General features: G+C 39.5%; 13 protein-coding genes. 5 read left to right on the top strand and 8 right to left on the bottom strand.

Annotation, left to right across the window (positions count from 1 at the left end):
• Window positions 1-57 precede the first annotated feature (57 nt).
• The gene (locus CNR22_17080; GenBank protein PBQ33419.1) at window positions 58-2154 is read right to left on the bottom strand and encodes an ATP-dependent DNA helicase RecG; all 2097 of its coding nucleotides are present in this window, start codon (window positions 2152-2154) and stop codon (window positions 58-60) included.
• 112 nt (window positions 2155-2266) lie between these two features.
• On the opposite strand from CNR22_17080, the gene CNR22_17075 reads away from it, so the two are divergent.
• Window positions 2267-2965, top strand: coding sequence for a hypothetical protein (locus CNR22_17075; GenBank protein PBQ33418.1), 699 nt, complete (start codon window positions 2267-2269; stop codon window positions 2963-2965).
• 14 nt (window positions 2966-2979) lie between these two features.
• Here CNR22_17075 and CNR22_17070 read toward each other — a convergent pair whose 3' ends face one another.
• The 5 genes from CNR22_17070 to CNR22_17050 form a co-directional block, all read right to left on the bottom strand.
• Window positions 2980-3327 (bottom strand): hypothetical protein, encoded by a 348-nt coding sequence (locus tag CNR22_17070; GenBank protein ID PBQ33417.1) that lies wholly within the window; start codon window positions 3325-3327, stop codon window positions 2980-2982.
• A gap of 111 nt (window positions 3328-3438) precedes the next feature.
• A complete protein-coding gene (locus tag CNR22_17065) occupies window positions 3439-4479 on the bottom strand; it encodes a two-component sensor histidine kinase (protein PBQ34933.1) in 1041 nt (346 codons plus the stop codon).
• Window positions 4480-4633: 154 nt separating this feature from the next.
• Window positions 4634-6517: a hypothetical protein gene (locus CNR22_17060; GenBank protein ID PBQ33416.1), complete on the bottom strand. Its 1884-nt coding sequence runs from the start codon at window positions 6515-6517 to the stop codon at window positions 4634-4636.
• A 322-nt stretch (window positions 6518-6839) separates the two neighbouring features.
• On the bottom strand, window positions 6840-7076 hold the full coding sequence (gene atpC / locus CNR22_17055; GenBank protein PBQ33415.1) for an ATP synthase F1 subunit epsilon: 237 nt from the start codon (window positions 7074-7076) through the stop codon (window positions 6840-6842).
• Window positions 7077-7168: 92 nt separating this feature from the next.
• On the bottom strand, window positions 7169-8677 hold the full coding sequence (locus CNR22_17050; protein PBQ33414.1) for a F0F1 ATP synthase subunit beta: 1509 nt from the start codon (window positions 8675-8677) through the stop codon (window positions 7169-7171).
• A 130-nt stretch (window positions 8678-8807) separates the two neighbouring features.
• Here CNR22_17050 and CNR22_17045 point away from each other — a divergent pair, with 130 nt between their 5' ends.
• From CNR22_17045 to CNR22_17030, 4 genes are all read left to right on the top strand, one after another.
• A complete protein-coding gene (locus CNR22_17045; protein PBQ33413.1) occupies window positions 8808-10673 on the top strand; it encodes a hypothetical protein in 1866 nt (621 codons plus the stop codon).
• Between the two features lie 113 nt (window positions 10674-10786).
• Window positions 10787-11725 carry a riboflavin biosynthesis protein RibF gene (locus tag CNR22_17040; GenBank protein ID PBQ33412.1) on the top strand — a complete coding sequence of 313 codons (939 nt, stop codon included), beginning with the start codon at window positions 10787-10789 and terminating at the stop codon, window positions 11723-11725.
• Window positions 11722-12321: a hypothetical protein gene (locus CNR22_17035; GenBank protein ID PBQ33411.1), complete on the top strand. Its 600-nt coding sequence runs from the start codon at window positions 11722-11724 to the stop codon at window positions 12319-12321. The genes CNR22_17040 and CNR22_17035 overlap by 4 nt, the downstream gene beginning before the upstream one ends.
• A gap of 254 nt (window positions 12322-12575) precedes the next feature.
• The gene (locus CNR22_17030; GenBank protein ID PBQ33410.1) at window positions 12576-15020 is read left to right on the top strand and encodes a hypothetical protein; all 2445 of its coding nucleotides are present in this window, start codon (window positions 12576-12578) and stop codon (window positions 15018-15020) included.
• Between the two features lie 349 nt (window positions 15021-15369).
• On the opposite strand, the gene CNR22_17025 is transcribed toward CNR22_17030, so the two are convergent.
• Both CNR22_17025 and CNR22_17020 read right to left on the bottom strand, forming a co-directional pair.
• Window positions 15370-16521, bottom strand: coding sequence for a response regulator (locus tag CNR22_17025; protein ID PBQ33409.1), 1152 nt, complete (start codon window positions 16519-16521; stop codon window positions 15370-15372).
• Between the two features lie 3 nt (window positions 16522-16524).
• On the bottom strand, window positions 16525-17469 hold the full coding sequence (locus CNR22_17020) for a phosphatase (protein PBQ33408.1): 945 nt from the start codon (window positions 17467-17469) through the stop codon (window positions 16525-16527).
• Between the last annotated feature and the right edge of the window lie 33 nt (window positions 17470-17502).

Genomic DNA, 17502 nt, shown 5'->3' with positions numbered 1-17502 from the left:
AATTGCGGTCAATACCCCCATCAAGAGGCGAATATCTCATTCTGACAAAACACCTGGTTAACCAATCTTACTCCAGTTTTGTCTGTTTTTCTGCTGCGCGCTGAGATGCTCCAGATAGACCCTGTTTTTAGGAAGTTCAAGATTTGCATCTTCATCCAGCAAAGTCTGTGCCGTTTGCCTTGCCAACTGTAAGATCTGACCATCCTGCGCCAGGTTGGCCAATTTCAGATCCATCACTCCACTTTGCTGTGTACCTTCAATATCGCCAGGGCCCCGCAATTTTAAATCCACTTCACTAATCTCAAATCCATCATTGGTGCGCACCATAGTTTCCATGCGTAATTTGCTTTCGGCTCCCAACTTAAAACCGGTCATTAAAATGCAAAAACTTTGTTCGGCTCCACGCCCTACCCGGCCTCTTAACTGATGCAGTTGTGACAATCCAAAACGTTCGGAACTTTCAATAATCATCACGCTAGCGTTAGGCACATTTACCCCCACTTCAATAACCGTAGTAGCTACCATAATTTGTGTTTCTCCCTTTACAAAACGTTGCATTTCAAATTCTTTTTGCTCATTGGTGAGCTTGCCATGCACAATACTAACCTGGTATTTTGGCATTGGAAATTCAAGAATAAGATTATCGTAGCCTTGCTGCAAATTCTGGTAATCCATTTTTTCACTTTCCTGAATAAGTGGGTAAACTATATAGATCTGTCTTCCCAGTGCAATTTGTTCTTTGATAAAGCCATACACGCGCAGGCGCTGGTTTTCCATGTAATGCACGGTCTTTATAGGCTTTCTTCCGGGAGGCAGCTCGTCAATAATACTTGTATCGAGATCCCCGTATAGCGTCATAGCCAGCGTTCGCGGAATGGGCGTCGCCGTCATGATCAGCATGTGTGGAGGGTTGACGTTTTTCGCTCTTAATTTTGCGCGTTGTGCCACACCAAAGCGGTGTTGCTCATCAATTACAACCAGTCCGAGGTTTTGAAACTGCACAATATCCTCAATCAACGCATGTGTTCCTATCAGAATTTTTATTTCACCACTAAGGAGTTGAGCATGTATTAATTTTCTTGCTTTTGTTTTCGAAGAACCAGTAAGTATGGCTACTTCAACGCTCATGTTCTTTAATAATGTTTTAAAAGTTTCGAAATGCTGTTGCGCCAGAATCTCTGTTGGCGCCATTAAACAAGCCTGAAAACCATTATCAATTGCGAGTAAAATGCTCATTAAAGCAACCAGGGTTTTACCGCTTCCCACATCGCCCTGCAATAAACGGTTCATCTGTCTGCCACTTCCCGTATCGATACGAATTTCTTTTAACACACGCTTTTGTGCATTAGTGAGTTGAAAAGGTAAATGATTCGCGAAAAAATCATTAAAGATCTCTCCTACTTTCGGAAAAACAAATCCCTGCACGGTGTTTGCCCGCACCTTATTGAGTCTCAACAAACGTAGTTGGATGTAAAATAACTCGTCAAATTTTATCCTGAATTCAGCTTTTTTTAAAGACTGCGCGTTGTCGGGAAAATGAATCTGTTGCAAAGCTTTATGGCGACCCATTAATTGATGATCACCCAGAACCTCCTCGCTTAAGGTTTCTTCGAGGTGCTGGGGTTGCAATTGATTCACTAAAGCTCTTTGTGCTTTACGAATTCCCTCGCTGTCGAGGCCCCGCACTTTTAATTTTTCTGTGGAATTATAAACAGATTGAAAAGCGGATTGCTGCTTTAAAAACTCTTCTGTTACAGGCTCTATCTCGGGATGTGCCAGATTAAAGCGTCCGTTAAAGCTGGCAGGTTTTCCAAATACTACATATTCTATTCCTAGTTGTAGTTTCTGTGCGACCCAATTATAGCCTTTAAACCAAACCAATTCTATCATGCCCGTAGTATCCCTGAACATTACGGAAAGGCGCTTCCCGCTTTTTTGTCCTATTACTTCCATGCGTTCTATAACACCGCGAAGTTGTATGTAAGGAAGCTCTTCAGAAATTTCGCCAATCTTATGAAACCTGGTGCGGTCGACATATCGAAAAGGATAATAAGTTAAGAGGTCGCGGTAAATAAAGATGCCTAGTTCCTTTTTTAGAACCTCAGCCCTTTGTGGACCAATACCTTTTAAATATTCAATAGGCGTGTCGAGCATTTCATTCAAACGGGGCAATACATATAAGAACAGCGAAATTACTACAAGTAGATTGTTGAAACAATTGCGTATCCTAAAATGATTAAAAAGGTTATACAGTTACTTTTGTGAAGTGCGCAAACCAGGCATTATAGTTCTTCTTCTTTTTTTCTCTTTTAGTGGAAAAGCCCAGTTATTGGATACCATCCGTGACCTGATGAAACATAAGTACAGTATCGACGTTCGCCTGGAATCGCGCGCCAGCATAATTGGCAACGAACTCACCAGCGTAAGCGGTGTGCGCATCGGTTTAACGTTTAAGCGAAAACTCAGGCTTGGAGCGGGATTTAGCTGGTTAAAAACAGATGGATATTCCTGGTTAAAAACAAATGTTACCAAAGACTTTTATGTTTTAGGCGCTGACGGAAAACTTGAGGTGCAAAAAAAATACCTGAAGTTTGTGTATGCCTGCTACTACATCGATTTTGTTTTTCACAAGACTCAGCACTGGCAGCTCAGTGTTCCTATTCAATTAGGCACAGGCTATTTATGGTTCCAGGAAAGTAAAAAATACTCTTTAGGAAATAGCGAACCTAAATACATTTTACTGATTTACGAGCCAGGAATTACATTGCAGTACAAAGCTTTTAAATGGTTGGGAGCAGGCGCTGATGTAACCTACCGCTTCTGTTTGCAAGATAGAAAAAAGACAGGTGAGCGTTTAAGCAACCTGTCTTTCACTTTAAAAGCCTTATTTTATTTTGATTATCTGTTTTATGAGCTTTTTCCCAAAAGCTCACTCACAAAAAAATACGGACCAGCCTATTGGTAAATTTATTATAAAAATTATTCAGAAACTTTTACAGCTTCAAAACATTTTAATTCGCCGGCAGTACCCATGTACTCAGCATCAACATCTACCAAACCAACTTTTTTAACCTGCTCTTTTGTAAGAGGTTTACCTAAAAGCCAGCGATCATCCTGAAGTTTCAGATCAATATCTTTACCAACTAAAACCTGGTTTAATTGCTTTTGGGTAAGAAATAAAACGCCATCTTCTTCGTCTTCACTTTCAGACATTAGAAGTGTTCCAACCAATTTTAATTTTGGAACTTCAGGTTTATATTTAAAATCCAGACCACTTTGAGAATTGATTTCTATGTAATTTATATCGGTAATATGAATTTCAGCCATTAGCGTAAAGTTTTTGCAATTTTAGTAAAAATAGGCAAGTCTAGCAATTAAAAGTTTTAAAAATTGCCAAAATTTAAGTTTTTTTCATTGTTGAAATTTAGCTTGAAAACCCTAGTCTTGAGCTGAACGGAGAGAAAAGGTGAATTTGGTGCCTTTGCCCTGCTGACTTTCCACCTTAATAGACTTTTCATGTGCTTCAATAATGTGCTTTACAATGGCAAGGCCCAATCCGGTTCCTCCCTGTTCGCGGCTTCGGCCTTTGTCGATGCGGTAAAATCTTTCAAAAATGCGGGGTAGATGTTTTTCATCAATACCATCTCCGTTATCACTGATCTCTAAAACAACATCGTCGTTCAAATAATTTAGTTCAATGAGTGTGGTGCCATTCTCTTTGCCGTATTTAATACTATTTGTTATGAGGTTAACCAACACCTGGCGAATCCTGAATTTATCAGCTGTTACCATTATAGGCTTGTCATACTTGCGGGCTAGCTCCAGCTTAATATTTTTTTTCGCGGCATTTAATTCAAGGGCCGCATAAATATCTTTGCAAAGGTGAGCTATATCGAAATTGTCAACATCCAGGTCAAGTCCCCCACTCTCCAACTGCGTAATAGTTTCAAGGTCATCAATAATATTTATCAAACGATCAATACTTTTTTCGGCTCTCTTTAAATAATCCACATTAATGGTTTCATCCTCGAGTCCTCCGTTTAAAAGCGTATCCACATACCCCTGTATATTAAAAACGGGTGTTTTTAACTCATGAGACACATTACCAAGGTATTCTTTACGGTAACTGTCAAGATTTTCAAAATGGATAACTTCTTTTTCACGTGACTCGATAAGAAAGTCTACCCGCTCCTGTAAGAGTGACATAGCATCCTGTTCTTCCAATTGATTGTATTTTTGAGGAATTTCGTTATTTAGAAAACGTTTCCTGATTTTTTCGGTAAGTGCGTTTATAGTTCTGGTAACGCTTACATAATAAAAGTAATACAAAATTAAAAAGCCCGTTATAAAACAAGCAAAGGAAGAAAGGAGAAGATAAGCCAGATCGATTCTGAAATTCCCAAAATAGTTAAGGAGAATAAAACAGTTAATGCAAATAAAAACGTTAAGCGCTCCCAGTTTAAAAATACTGGCCGATATTTTCGATTTATTTTCCAAGTTGCTATTAATTTTCACTAATGTAACTAATGATTGCGAATATTTACAAAGAAGCTTTGTTATGCTTGCATTATTTTTTAAGCAAAAAACCCAGGAATAATTCCTGGGTTTTTCTTCTCAATAGTACCAGGTGTTTCTAGTTGGTATAAACTATTTTTTGCTTGTAGTTTTTGCCATTGCTGTTGCAGATTGCAATGTAAATTCCTTTTTGAATGTTAAGCGCATTAAAATCTATTTCTTCCTGAAAGGTACCGGCAGTGGCAATTTCAAGCGTTTTGTTCCAGATTAATTCGCCAACAAGATTATAAAGAGCTATCGTTGTTTTGCTATTATCGGAAGCTGAATAATTAAGGGTAGCTTTATGCTGAGTCGGATTCGGGAAAACAGAAAAATTCTCCATTTTATTTTCCGGAAGATCAGAAGTAGCTGAAATAGAACGCTGATTGCTACCTGAACTTAAAAAACCTGAACAGGGAAAATTAATACCTGCCCCTATAATAAAACTTTGTACCTGAAAATTAGTACAAGCTGCAAAAGAACCGAATCTTGTAACTAAAGCATTATAGCTAACCAGCGAACCCTGACCCATGCCCTGCATAGTTGTAAGGGTAGGATAACAATTTATTTCTCCGTTAAAATAAGCACTCACTACATAGCTACTTGAAAATCCAGGCCAGTGTGAGGAAGTACCAAATACCTGAATTCCGGCATTGCTGTTGGAAGCTGCGTTGTCGATATATGAAATGCTTGCAGCTTTTGGGGGAAGAGAAGAAGAAAGGTTATAAATAAATTCGTTGTGAAGTGCGTTAGGTGAAGATGTTGGAAAGGGTTGTCCTGAATAATCTAATTTAAGCACATGTAATCCCGCATCCGAATCTAATAACGCATAATATTCGTAGTTATTAAACGTATTTAAACGCTCTGTAACATCTACCACGGCGCCCCTGGTGCCGGCGGAAGTCAAGGGTAAATAGCTCCAAACGATAGTTCCTTGCGGACTTATTTTAAGTATCCAGGGTTTTTCAGAAGCATTTAAAAAATGTCTTTGTCCGCCGAGTATAAAACCTGCTCCCCCCGAAGTAGTAGCAGCATGGGCTTCGACAACCGTTCCAAATTCTTCCTGAATGCCATAGTCGCCAAAGGTTTTGGTCATGATAACATTTCCTGTCATGCCGTTTAAACGCATAAAAACGCCTTGTTTATCGAGTAACAAAGTGGTTGTTTGACCCACAACGATAAAATGTCCGGGCATGTAAGGGTCTGCCATAATATCTTTGGCATCGACGCCCAGTCCCAGCGCATAAAACGACGACCACAGAATAGCTCCCGCCGAATTTACTTTAAGAACGTATATTTTCGATTCAAAACACCCGCAAATGTAAAATTCACCGGGGGTGTCAGATTCCACGATAAGAGGTTTTGAAGGTGCAGGGTATAAACCTGTTGGAAGATAAGGAAAAGGGTAAGATACAGCCGCAAGTACATTACCTGCAGTGTCGATAGCCGTGAAATAACACGCTTTGTCGTAAGAACCTGCTATGGCATAGCGAAACCCATTAGCGCCATTTGTTTCAATTGCGGAAACTCCATTACCGGTTAAAACCTGGCTCAACGGAGCTCCTGGAATACAAGCAGAAGCATCGAATACTTTGTAAGAAACAGACATGGAAGAAGGACCAGCGCCAAGAATAGAAAAATTTTTGTTGATGTACCAGGTGGTTTGAATATTTTGAACGGTGGGCATGTAACCAATCCAAAAATACCCTGGCTTTTGTTTCGTAGCGAAACCAGAAGTGAGCTCATATCCAGGGGGATAGGCCACCCAAATAGAAGAATAATTAAACTGACTTTTAGACGAAAAAGTAAAAAGACATGCAAATGTAATGGCTAGTAAAGTTTGTTTCATGTCCTGGAGATTAGGGGGTTCAAAACAAATATACAGAGCCTGAAATAGAAGAAGGAGCTGTAAACAGGTACTCAAACGATGATGATAACGTTGCCATAGGCTTAACTCATTCATTCGTCAGCTACAAAGTCAGATTGGGCTAAAACTTTATGAGAAGTTAATTTCAGAAAGAAGTTTAATTTTTTTTCAGAAGGAGAATATTTAGGATTGGCAGGCGATAAACAATTCTTTAACCTGCAATTTAAAGCCTTCGTCGAAAGAAGGTTTTAGAATGATTTGAATTATATCCGACGATAGAATTAACTTCTTAATCTAAGTAAATTAAGTTTTTGTCATGCAACATCCTGTATTGGTCTAATTGCTTTCTCAAAAAACAAAAATTCCCGGAACTTTATGTCCCGGGAATTTTTTATTAAAACTATTTAAGTTTCGTCGACTACTCGGCTAAAACAACAACTTTGTTTTTTAGAACTTCAACAACTCCGCCTTTAACAGAAAACTCATGAAGTGAACTGTTGCTTGCGATAATTTCAATCCTTCCGGCTTTTAAAGTTGCGATCATAGGCGCATGGTTGTCTAAAACGCCAAAGCTACCTTCGCTGCCCGGAAAAACCGCCGACTTAATATCACCTTCAAATAACATTTTATCAGGTGTAATGATTTCTAATTTCATATTTTTAAACTTTTAGTTTATAGTTTATAGTCAATAGCTTAAAACTACTAACCAAAAACTATTACTTCTTACTATCAAGTATCAACTATTGACTATTTTGCTTCAGCAAGAATTTTCTTACCTTTTTCGATAGCCTCTTCAATAGTACCAACTAAGTTGAAGGCAGCTTCAGGATACTCATCCACTTTACCATCCATGATCATGTTAAAGCCTTTGATAGTATCTTCGATACCTACGAAAACACCTTTTAAACCTGTAAACTGTTCAGCTACGTGGAAAGGTTGAGATAAGAAACGTTGAACACGACGAGCACGCGCAACTACCAATTTATCTTCTTCACTTAATTCATCCATACCTAAGATGGCGATAATATCCTGTAACTCTTTGTAACGTTGTAAGATTAATTTCACACGTTGAGCACAGTTGTAATGTTCGTCACCTAAAACCGCAGCAGATAAGATACGTGATGTAGAATCCAATGGATCCACAGCAGGGTAAATACCTAACTCAGCAATTTTACGACTTAATACAGTTGTAGCATCTAAGTGAGAGAACGTTGTTGCAGGAGCCGGATCCGTTAAGTCATCGGCAGGAACATAAACTGCCTGCACCGAAGTAATGGAACCATTTTTAGTAGAGGTAATACGTTCCTGCATCACACCCATTTCAGATGCTAATGTTGGTTGGTAACCTACCGCTGATGGCATACGTCCTAATAAAGCAGATACTTCAGAACCAGCTTGTGTAAAACGGAAAATGTTATCGATAAAGAATAAGATATCACGTCCACCTTGAGCCGAACCATCTCCATCACGGAAATATTCTGCCATGGTTAATCCTGATAAAGCCACACGAGCACGTGCTCCTGGAGGCTCGTTCATCTGACCGAACACAAACGTAGCTTGTGATTTTTCTAATTCTTTTAAATCTACTTTATTTAAATCCCATCCGCCTTTTTCCATGGAATGTTTGAATTCTTCACCGTATTTTACGATGCCTGACTCAATCATCTCACGTAACAAGTCATTTCCTTCACGTGAACGCTCACCTACACCTGCGAATACAGAGTAACCTGAGTGACCTTTAGCGATGTTATTAATTAATTCCTGAATTAATACAGTTTTACCTACTCCGGCACCACCGAATAACCCAATTTTACCACCTTTTGAATAAGGCTCGATCAAATCGATTACTTTGATTCCGGTAAATAATACTTCTGTTGCTGTAGATAAGTCTTCGAATCTTGGCGGATTACGGTGAATGGATTTACCACCCTCGTTGCTAACCACGTTGATACCGTCGATCGCTTCTCCAACAACGTTGAATAAACGGCCTTTTACTTTATCACCTACCGGCATTTTGATTGCGCTACCAGTAGCCACAACTTCCATTCCGCGATACACACCGTCACTACTATCCATAGCGATGGTACGAACCATATCTTCTCCAATATGTTTTTGAACTTCAAGGATCAATTTTTGATCGCCACGAACGATCTCCAAAGCATCCAATATATTCGGTAACTGTCCACCTTCAAGATCGAAGCGTACGTCGATTACCGGACCAATAACCTGTGCAATTTTGCCAATTTGTTTAGACATGATTTAATTCTTAGTTTTTAACGGCGCAAAGGTAGTGTTTTAATCTTAATTTCTAAACAAAAAGTAGGTATTTATTAAGGGGTTTTTAACAGAAAGTAAGCCTACATCACATCCTAATCTCTATTTTTAAATGAAAATCTATTCCAAAACCTCCTTACTTACGCTTCTACTCATTGTACCGTGTATTTTATTTTCACAATTCGAAGCTCAGAAATGGTATTTTGGATATAACGCCGGTTTAAATTTTGCTACAAGTCCGCCCACGGTGCTCAACAATGGCGCCATGCGAACCGACGAGGGCTCGGCAAGCATTTCAGATGCCACCGGCAACCTGCTTTTTTACACAGACGGTATAACAGTTTACAACCAGGCTCATGCAATAATGGCAAACGGAACGGGCCTGATGGGAAATGGTTCGAGCACCCAGTCTTCGATCATTGTAAAGAAACCGGGGAGTCAGACTACTTATTATGTATTTACGTTAGAACAAACCGCAGGTGTTAACGGTTTTAGGTATTCGGAAGTGGACCTTACGCTGGCTGCAGGTATGGGTTCTGTTACGGTGAAGAATTATAGTTTATATACTCCCAGTTGTGAAAAGATGACCGCCATAGCGCATTGCAACGGCAGCGACATCTGGGTTGTAACTCACGAATGGAACTCTGCTAACTTTAAAAGCTACCTGGTAACGGCTGCAGGAGTAAGTCTTACTCCTATTGTATCCGCTTCAGGAGCGGCTGTAAATGGAGCCAATGGAAGAACCATAGGCCAAATGAAAGTATCCCCTAACGGCAAAAAGTTAGGTCTTACCATTTACGATGGATCTGCAGGGCCAGTGGAGATGCATGATTTCGATGCATTAACAGGAATGGTGTCTAATGGATTTATGCTTCACTCTGCCACATCTAATTACGGGTGTGAATTTTCGCCTGACGGAACTAAATTTTACAGTGGGAGGGTAACAGTACCTGAACTTTTTCAATGGGATCTTTGCGCAGGATCTAACACCGCCATCATTGCTTCAAGGGTTACAATGACTACTACCAACGATTACACAGGTTCTTTTCAATTAGCCACAGATGGAAAAATATATATTGCAAGAATGTTTGTTCCTTTTCTAAGCCTTATTAGTTCTCCTAACAATGCTGGAGCGTCCTGTAACTTTACCAACACAGGCTTATCGCTAGGCCAGGACACATCAACATTGGGACTTCCTAATTTCATCAATAGCTTTTTCAAGCAACCTTCCACTCCATTTACTTTTACTGCAAGTTGCCAGAACGTGGATTTTTCTCCACCAGCGCCGCAGGGCACCGTAGCTTCAGGTTGTTCGTTCGCTACTAATCCCGTAGTGAGCTATGCCTGGGATTTTGGAGATCTTAACTCCTCTTTTAATAATACCTCCACTCTTGCAAATCCGAGTCATACTTTTTCTGCGGGTGGAACTTATACGGTGAAACTGGCTTTAAATTATAGCTGCAGCACTGATACTGTCAGGGTGCCACTAACGGTTTCGGCATTGTCGTTTACCTTCAGCGGTTTTTCTACCGTATGCGCCAAGGACGTAAGGACGTATACGGCCGCAGGGGCCTCCTCTTATTCGTGGAGTACCGGGGCCACTACGCCTACCATAACTTTAACAACCACTGTAACTACTACCTACACGGTTACTGCTTACGGTATGGGACCTAATCCCTGCAAAGTTGTACAACCTTTCAAAATTACGGTTGCCAAATGTACCGGTATAGAATCAGACGATGCTTCAGATACCTTTTTCAAAGTTTATCCGAATCCGACGAATGGAAATTTAACCATAGAAACAGACAAAGATGTAAAAGTAATTATTACAAATGCCCTTGGTCAGGTAGTGCTCGAACGATCTTATAATGCAGGTTCTCACAACGCCGAGATTCATTCCTTTAAAGAAGGCATTTATTTTGTGAAATCGACAAGTGGTAGTAGTTCAAAAATTACCAGGTTGGTAAAGACGGAATAAATTCAAATTGTTTTTTTACGAAAGGCGGTTCAGTCGAATCGCCTTTTGATTTTAATTAAATGCGTCTGCTAGCAGCTTTTTACTAATCGGGCATTTTTTCGTAAACTTGTAGTGTGCTTACCATACAAAACACAGAACATTTTCGCATAGAGTCGCCTACCATTGTAACCATCGGTACTTTTGACGGCGTGCATTTTGGTCACCAAAAAATTTTAACGCGTTTGAAAGAACTCAAAGAGAAGACCGGACTGAAAACCGTTGTACTTACTTTTGAACCTCATCCCCGTAAAGTATTATTTCCCGAGCAAAAAGATTTAAAGCTGATCACACTTATAGATGAAAAGCTTGAACTCCTTGATAAATATGGTGTAGACGTGACTGTTGTTTATCCCTTCACTAAAAAATTTTCGGAGACAGATTCCCCTTTTTATATTGAGGAGGTTTTGTTGCGCAGTTTAAACGTAAAGTATCTGGTAATTGGCTATGATCATAAATTTGGTAAAAACAGAAGCGGCGACATCAGTACTTTAAAAGAGATAGCTCATGATGGTTCTTTTACTGTTGAAGAAATTAGCGCTATAGATATTGATCACATTGCCATTAGCAGCACAAAAATAAGGAAATGCCTTGAAGAAGGCCACATTGAGCAAGCCAACGAATTTCTGGGTCACCCCTTTTCTTTAAGCGGTGTTGTAGTAAAAGGCAAACAGTTAGGACGCACCCTGGGTTATCCTACGGCAAACATAAAACCCGAAGGAGAAGAAAAGATCATTCCAAAAATTGGCGTGTATTTTGTGGAAGTTATTTTGGCCGGCGAAAAATATTTTGGCATGATGAGTATAGGACTAAATCCAACAACCGATTCGGATAGCCAGGTAAAATTAGAGGTAAATATTTTCGACTTTGATGCTGAGATTTACGGCAAAACTATAAAGCTAAATTTTCTAAAACGTTTACGGGATGAGAAAAAGTTTGCTAACTTAACTCAATTAATTGAGGCAATTGACCTGGACAAAGAAACCAGTTTAAAATTAATACCTGCTTACTCATGATAAAAAAACTTAGTCTCCTTTTTTTTGTGATGCTTTCTGCATGCTCCTTTTCCCAGGTTCTGCTTGATTCTATGACTCTTGCCAACTATGCTGAGTTTGATGATATGAAAGAAGCTTTGGCTGATCCTGACAACGTTATTAAATTGATACTTCGTAAAAAAAAGTACGATTCATTTCCAAAAGAAATTTACAAGTTTAAAAATTTGCAGTACCTCGATTTAAGTAAAAACAACATTGAAGAACTTCCAGACTCTATCGTTATTTTTAAAGACCTTCAACACCTTATTATAAGCAAAAATGGTTTAAAAATGCTTCCTAAAAATATTGGGGAGATGAAAAACCTTCGTTTTCTAAATGTCAATCAAAACGAGTTAACAGTAATACCTTATACTTTTGGAGATCTGGAACGCCTGGAGGTTGCTGATCTTTGGAGTAACAACTTAGAGTTTTTTCCTGAGACAATGTCCAAATTAAAAAATTTAAGGATCATGGATCTTAGAAATATTTTGATTCCGCAGGTTCATCAGAATACTATTCAAGAGATGCTACCGCAGACAATTATTTTCTTTAGTCCGCCCTGCAATTGCAGTTGGTAATTAGCCGATAGTCAACAGGCAGAACCCGTACCGCCGAATCTATCAATTATAAACTATTGACTATAAACTATTGACTCCACTACCACTTCCGGGGGATTTTAACAGCAGTACAGTTCGCTAAAAGTGCAATAATGCCCCACCAGCACTCATTTTCAAGGTATTAAACAGGTCACTCTTAATAAGTTTGTTTAAGGCAACGCTTTTCACTGCGCATTAATTGCAAATTTTAGGGGAAATTATTTACAACAATAGACATGGCTAAAATAACCTTTAACTACGTTGCCGCGCTCGTACTTTTTCTTTTCGCGGGTCAACTCAAGGCTCAATCTAAAAGCACTTTGGAAGACCAGGGCTATGATGCTCTCAACACACATCAATATGTTAAGGCTTACGAAATTTTCGACAAATTACATTCAAGGTACCCTAAAGAAATTGATTACCAGTTTAAGCTGGGGATCTGCTGTCTGAACTACGCGGACAAGAAAGATAGGGCCATTGAGATCTTCAAAGACATGAAGGCGAAATATAAAACCCTTGAGGTAGAAGTTTATCTTGGAAAAGCATACCACCGCAATTATAAATTTGACGACGCCATCAATACATTAAAACCCCTGGTAGAGGTTCTTGGAAAAAGCGCCAGAAAAGAAGATAAAGCTTTGTTGGACGATGTAAATCTGACGCTTGCAAACTGTGAGAACGGAAAATACTTAATGCAAAATAAGATATTCGCGGATATTAAAAATATCGGAGGTCCTATTAACACTAACGAATTAGAGGGGGTACCTATTATTACTGCCGATGAGTCGCAAATGATCTTTACTTACATCGGTGCAAAAAGCATGGGTGGTAAATTAAATACGGCTTTACAATCCGATCCTATAAACGGTGTTTTTCTATCTGATATCTGGATGTCGACGCGCGACGCAACAGATACAAAATGGAACAAGCCGGAAACAATGAAAAATCTTAACACTAACGGTTACGATGCTGCCATTGCTATTTCTCCAAGTGGACAAACCTTATTTACGTTCTTAAGTACGGGCAGTAATCCTGGAGACATTTTGGTAAGTAAGCTTGTAGGAAATGAATATACTACGCCGGTTCCATTGAACAGCAACATTAATACAGTAGATTACTGGGAGGGTTCCTGCTCTATTTCGGCCGACGGTAAGTACTTATACTTCGCCAGTGAACGTCCTGAAGGCTTCGGCGGAAGAGATATTTGGGTAAGTGAAAACATTGATGGCGACTGGGGTCCGGCAGTTAACATGGGACCAAATATCAATACAGCCTACAACGACGATGCCCCTTTTATTCACCCGGATGGTATTACTTTATTTTTCAGTTCACAGGGACACCAAAGTATTGGAGGTTATGACATTATGTTCTCCATTAAAGAAGGCAACGAATGGACCAAACCAAAAAGCATGGGAATTCCCTTAAACACCACTGAAGATGACAGTTATTATGTGATTAACTCAAAAGGTGATAAAGGTTATTTCAGTAGTAACAGAACAGGTTCGGGAGGATTAGGCGAGCAGGATATTTATATGGTAACGCCTGGTATCTTAGGCGAGAAACCAATTGTAGCCCTAATTAAAGGAACTGTTTATGGAGATGATCGTCCGATTGAAGCAAGAATAGAGGTAATTAAGACAGCACAAAAAGAAAATATTGGTCCGTTTACAGCAAACAACAAAACCGGTAAATACTTAATGGCGCTTAGTCCTGGATTTGTTTACCGCATTAAAGTAATAGCAGACGGCTTTGATTACATTGAAGAAGACCTTGACGTAGAAAACATAGGAGGTTACATGGAACTGGTAAAAGACTTTTACATGTATACACAAGCTTATGCAGCAAATTCAGTTCCACCAAAACAATCAGGAGTAAAAACTACGGTTAAAGTAGAGGCTCCGGTTAAACAACCAAAAACAGAACCGGTTGCAAAAACAGAAGATCCTGCAGCACCCAAAGACATTCCTGCTCCGCAAGCACCGAAAGATGAAACTCCAGCTACAACGCCTACAGGAGGAACAAATCCACTGGCAACTTCAACTACACCAGCCGATAGAAATGCAGAGATAAGCAAACTCGATAGCAAAGCTGAAGGCGAAGATCCAACTTTAGCAACAACTTCAACGCCTAAAACAGAAACGAAGGCGCCAACGGAAACGAAAGCACCAACAGAAACGAAAGAACCTAAGGCGCCGAAATCAAGCACAAAGAAAAATACTACTAAAACAGCTGAGCCTAAAGAAGAAACTGCTTACAACAACGATAAGTCTTCTACGCCAGCTTCGTCAGGGCCCTGCAACAGTAATCTTCCTGATTTAGAAAATTTAAAAGGAAAAAGCCTGAATGACGGTGCTAACTACAGACAACTGATGGCCCTTGCAGGAAACTATTGCTCAAGCAACATTGTATTCAAAGTACAAGTAGGGGCTTACAGAAATCCAGAGAATTTCACAGCAAGCGCGGTTAAGTCTTTAGGAAAAGTAGAATCAGATTCTTATCCTGATGGCATAACACGTTTCACTCAAAAAGATTTTACCACTTTAAAACAAGCCGAAGCTCACCGTCAGAAAGCCATTAACAAAGGTCAGAAAGATGCCTGGATCGTAGCTTTTGTAGATGGTAAACGTTATACATTAGAAGATCTAATTATGGTTGATTTCCTTGCGAAACCAATTAACTAAAAAGAAGCTTTGTTCTATATAAAAGAATCCCTTGCACTATGCTGCAAGGGATTTTTTGTTTTAGAATTTTACTAGTAAACCAGCGTTTGTTGCTGGATTCCAAAATAGACGCTGATTTCGCTGATAACATAGATCTAAACGCCTAAAAAATTACACACATTAAATTCGCCTTTGGCTAATTATAAGATTACTCAGATTATACAGGTTATCACTAGTTGAGAGTAAATTACGGTATTCCAAATCTGCGAAATAAATTTTGCCGGAAGCAACTGACTAATAAGCTTTCCTGAAAAAGTTTGTGAAATCTGTGGATCCGATAGCTATCGGATCTGCGTCAGGCGCGAAAATCCTAGCCAAACTGTGTCACATCCTGCAAAGAAATCTCTTTCCCACCAAGAATAATTAAACGCTCAATCACGTTTCTAAACTCACGGATATTACCCTGCCATTTTCTTTCTTGTAAAGCTGCGATCGCATCTTGGCTGATTGGTTTTCTGGCGGTTCCCATTTCTTCGCAGATCAGATTAAGAAAATAATCTGCAAGCACAGGAATGTCTTCTTTACGTTCGTCTAACGAAGGAACGTGGATTGGAATAACAGCTAGTCTGTGAAATAAGTCGCGTCTGAACGTTTCTTTCTCAATTTCTTTTTCCAGGTCCTTATTTGTTGCAGCTACTACCCGAACATTTACTTTTATTTCTTTGTCCCCCCCTACTCTTGTTATTTTATTTTCTTGCAGAGCCCGCAATACTTTAGCCTGTGCGCTCAGACTCATATCTCCTATTTCATCGAGGAACAAAGTTCCCCCTTCCGCTAACTCGAATTTTCCTTTCCGTTGCGCTACGGCGCTTGTAAAAGATCCCTTTTCATGCCCGAATAATTCGCTTTCGATTAACTCTGACGGAATCGCCGCACAGTTGACTTCAACCAACGGACCTGCAGCACGGTTACTTTTTTCGTGAATCCATTTAGCTACTAATTCTTTACCACTACCATTGCTTCCAGTAATTAAAACCTTAGCATCTGTGGGTGCAACTTTTTCAATAACATCCTTAATATCCTGAATGGCTTTGGAGTTACCGATCATGTCGACGCTTTTAGTGATTTTTTTCTTCAGAACCTTTGTTTCTGAAACCAGTTCACTTTTTTCCATGGCATTTCGGATAGAAACCAGGAGCCTGTTCAGGTCAATGGGTTTTGCAAGATAATCGTAAGCTCCTTTTTTTACAGCATCTACAGCGGTCTCAATCGTTCCATGTCCGCTCATCATGATGATGGAACTACTGACATTGCTCTCTATTAATTTTTCCAGCAGTTCAGTGCCGTCAAGCTTAGGCATTTTTATATCGCTCAACACTATATCGTAATTGTTTTTAAGAGCAAGACTTAAAGCGGTTTGACCATCCTCCGCTTCATCGACTGTGTGTTTTTCAAATTCAAGAATTTCTCTTATTGAACGGCGAATTGCCTTCTCATCATCTATCACTAAAATCTTTGCCATAAATTAATTTTCTTTTTGTTGTAAGTACTGTAGATATTCCGCCAGCGCTCCTTCTTTTAAGGAATAAGTAGACACGCGCATTTTTTCCAGATTCAGTAAATTTAAAATATGATCCACCATAATACAAGAGATCACGATCATATCAAAACGTATGGGAAGAAGACCTTTAATATTTCTGCGCTCTTCGAGTGTAGACTTTTTAATAAGCCCGGTGATTTTAAAATGCGAACTCAAATCCGGTTCGTATTCGGTTTTATCACCGGTAAGCGGCTCTCCACCTAATTCGCTGTGAATCATTTCAATTAAAGATTCAAAAGCGCCGGACGAGCCCACCAGTTCGGTTGGCTTAAATTTCTCACAAGCCTTAACCAGTGGCTGGAGTTGCTCTGTCAAATAAGCGTCGATAGCCGTTTTTTCTTCCACTGTAATGGGATTTGAATGCTGAAACCTTTCCAGCAACCGGGCTGCACCAATATTAAAACTTTGTTTCCAGAAAATCTTTTCGGCATTGGCTAAAATAAATTCATTACTTCCACCCCCAATGTCCATGATTAAAGAAATATGGTCTCCAAGTTTTACCGCCTCACGAATGCCAAAGTATATGAGTTCAGCCTCCCTGTTTCCATCTATAACATCGATATAAATACCGAAAGTTTGTTTGATTTCCCGCACAAACTCTTCACCATTACTCGCGTCGCGAATAGCTGACGTAGCGAAGGCTAAAGCATGCTCGACTTTATGTTCTTCGAATTTTTCTTTAAAAATGCGTATGGCATCCAGTCCGCGTACAAAAGCAGCTCTTGCAATGTAACCTTTGTTAATGGCCCCTTCGCCTAACTTCACCGCAATGCGTGTAGAGTATACCTTGGTATATTTTTTGGGATCTAATAATTCAATAATTATTAAATTAAATGTATTTGTGCCGCAATCTATAACTGCAATTCTCATAAATTTTCCAACCGGGTCGGTTCAAGGTTAAAT

Source organism: Sphingobacteriaceae bacterium (assembly GCA_002319075.1).
Taxonomy (GTDB): Bacteria; Bacteroidota; Bacteroidia; order B-17B0; family Aurantibacillaceae; genus Aurantibacillus.
This window is presented reverse-complemented; position numbering and strand designations above follow the sequence as displayed.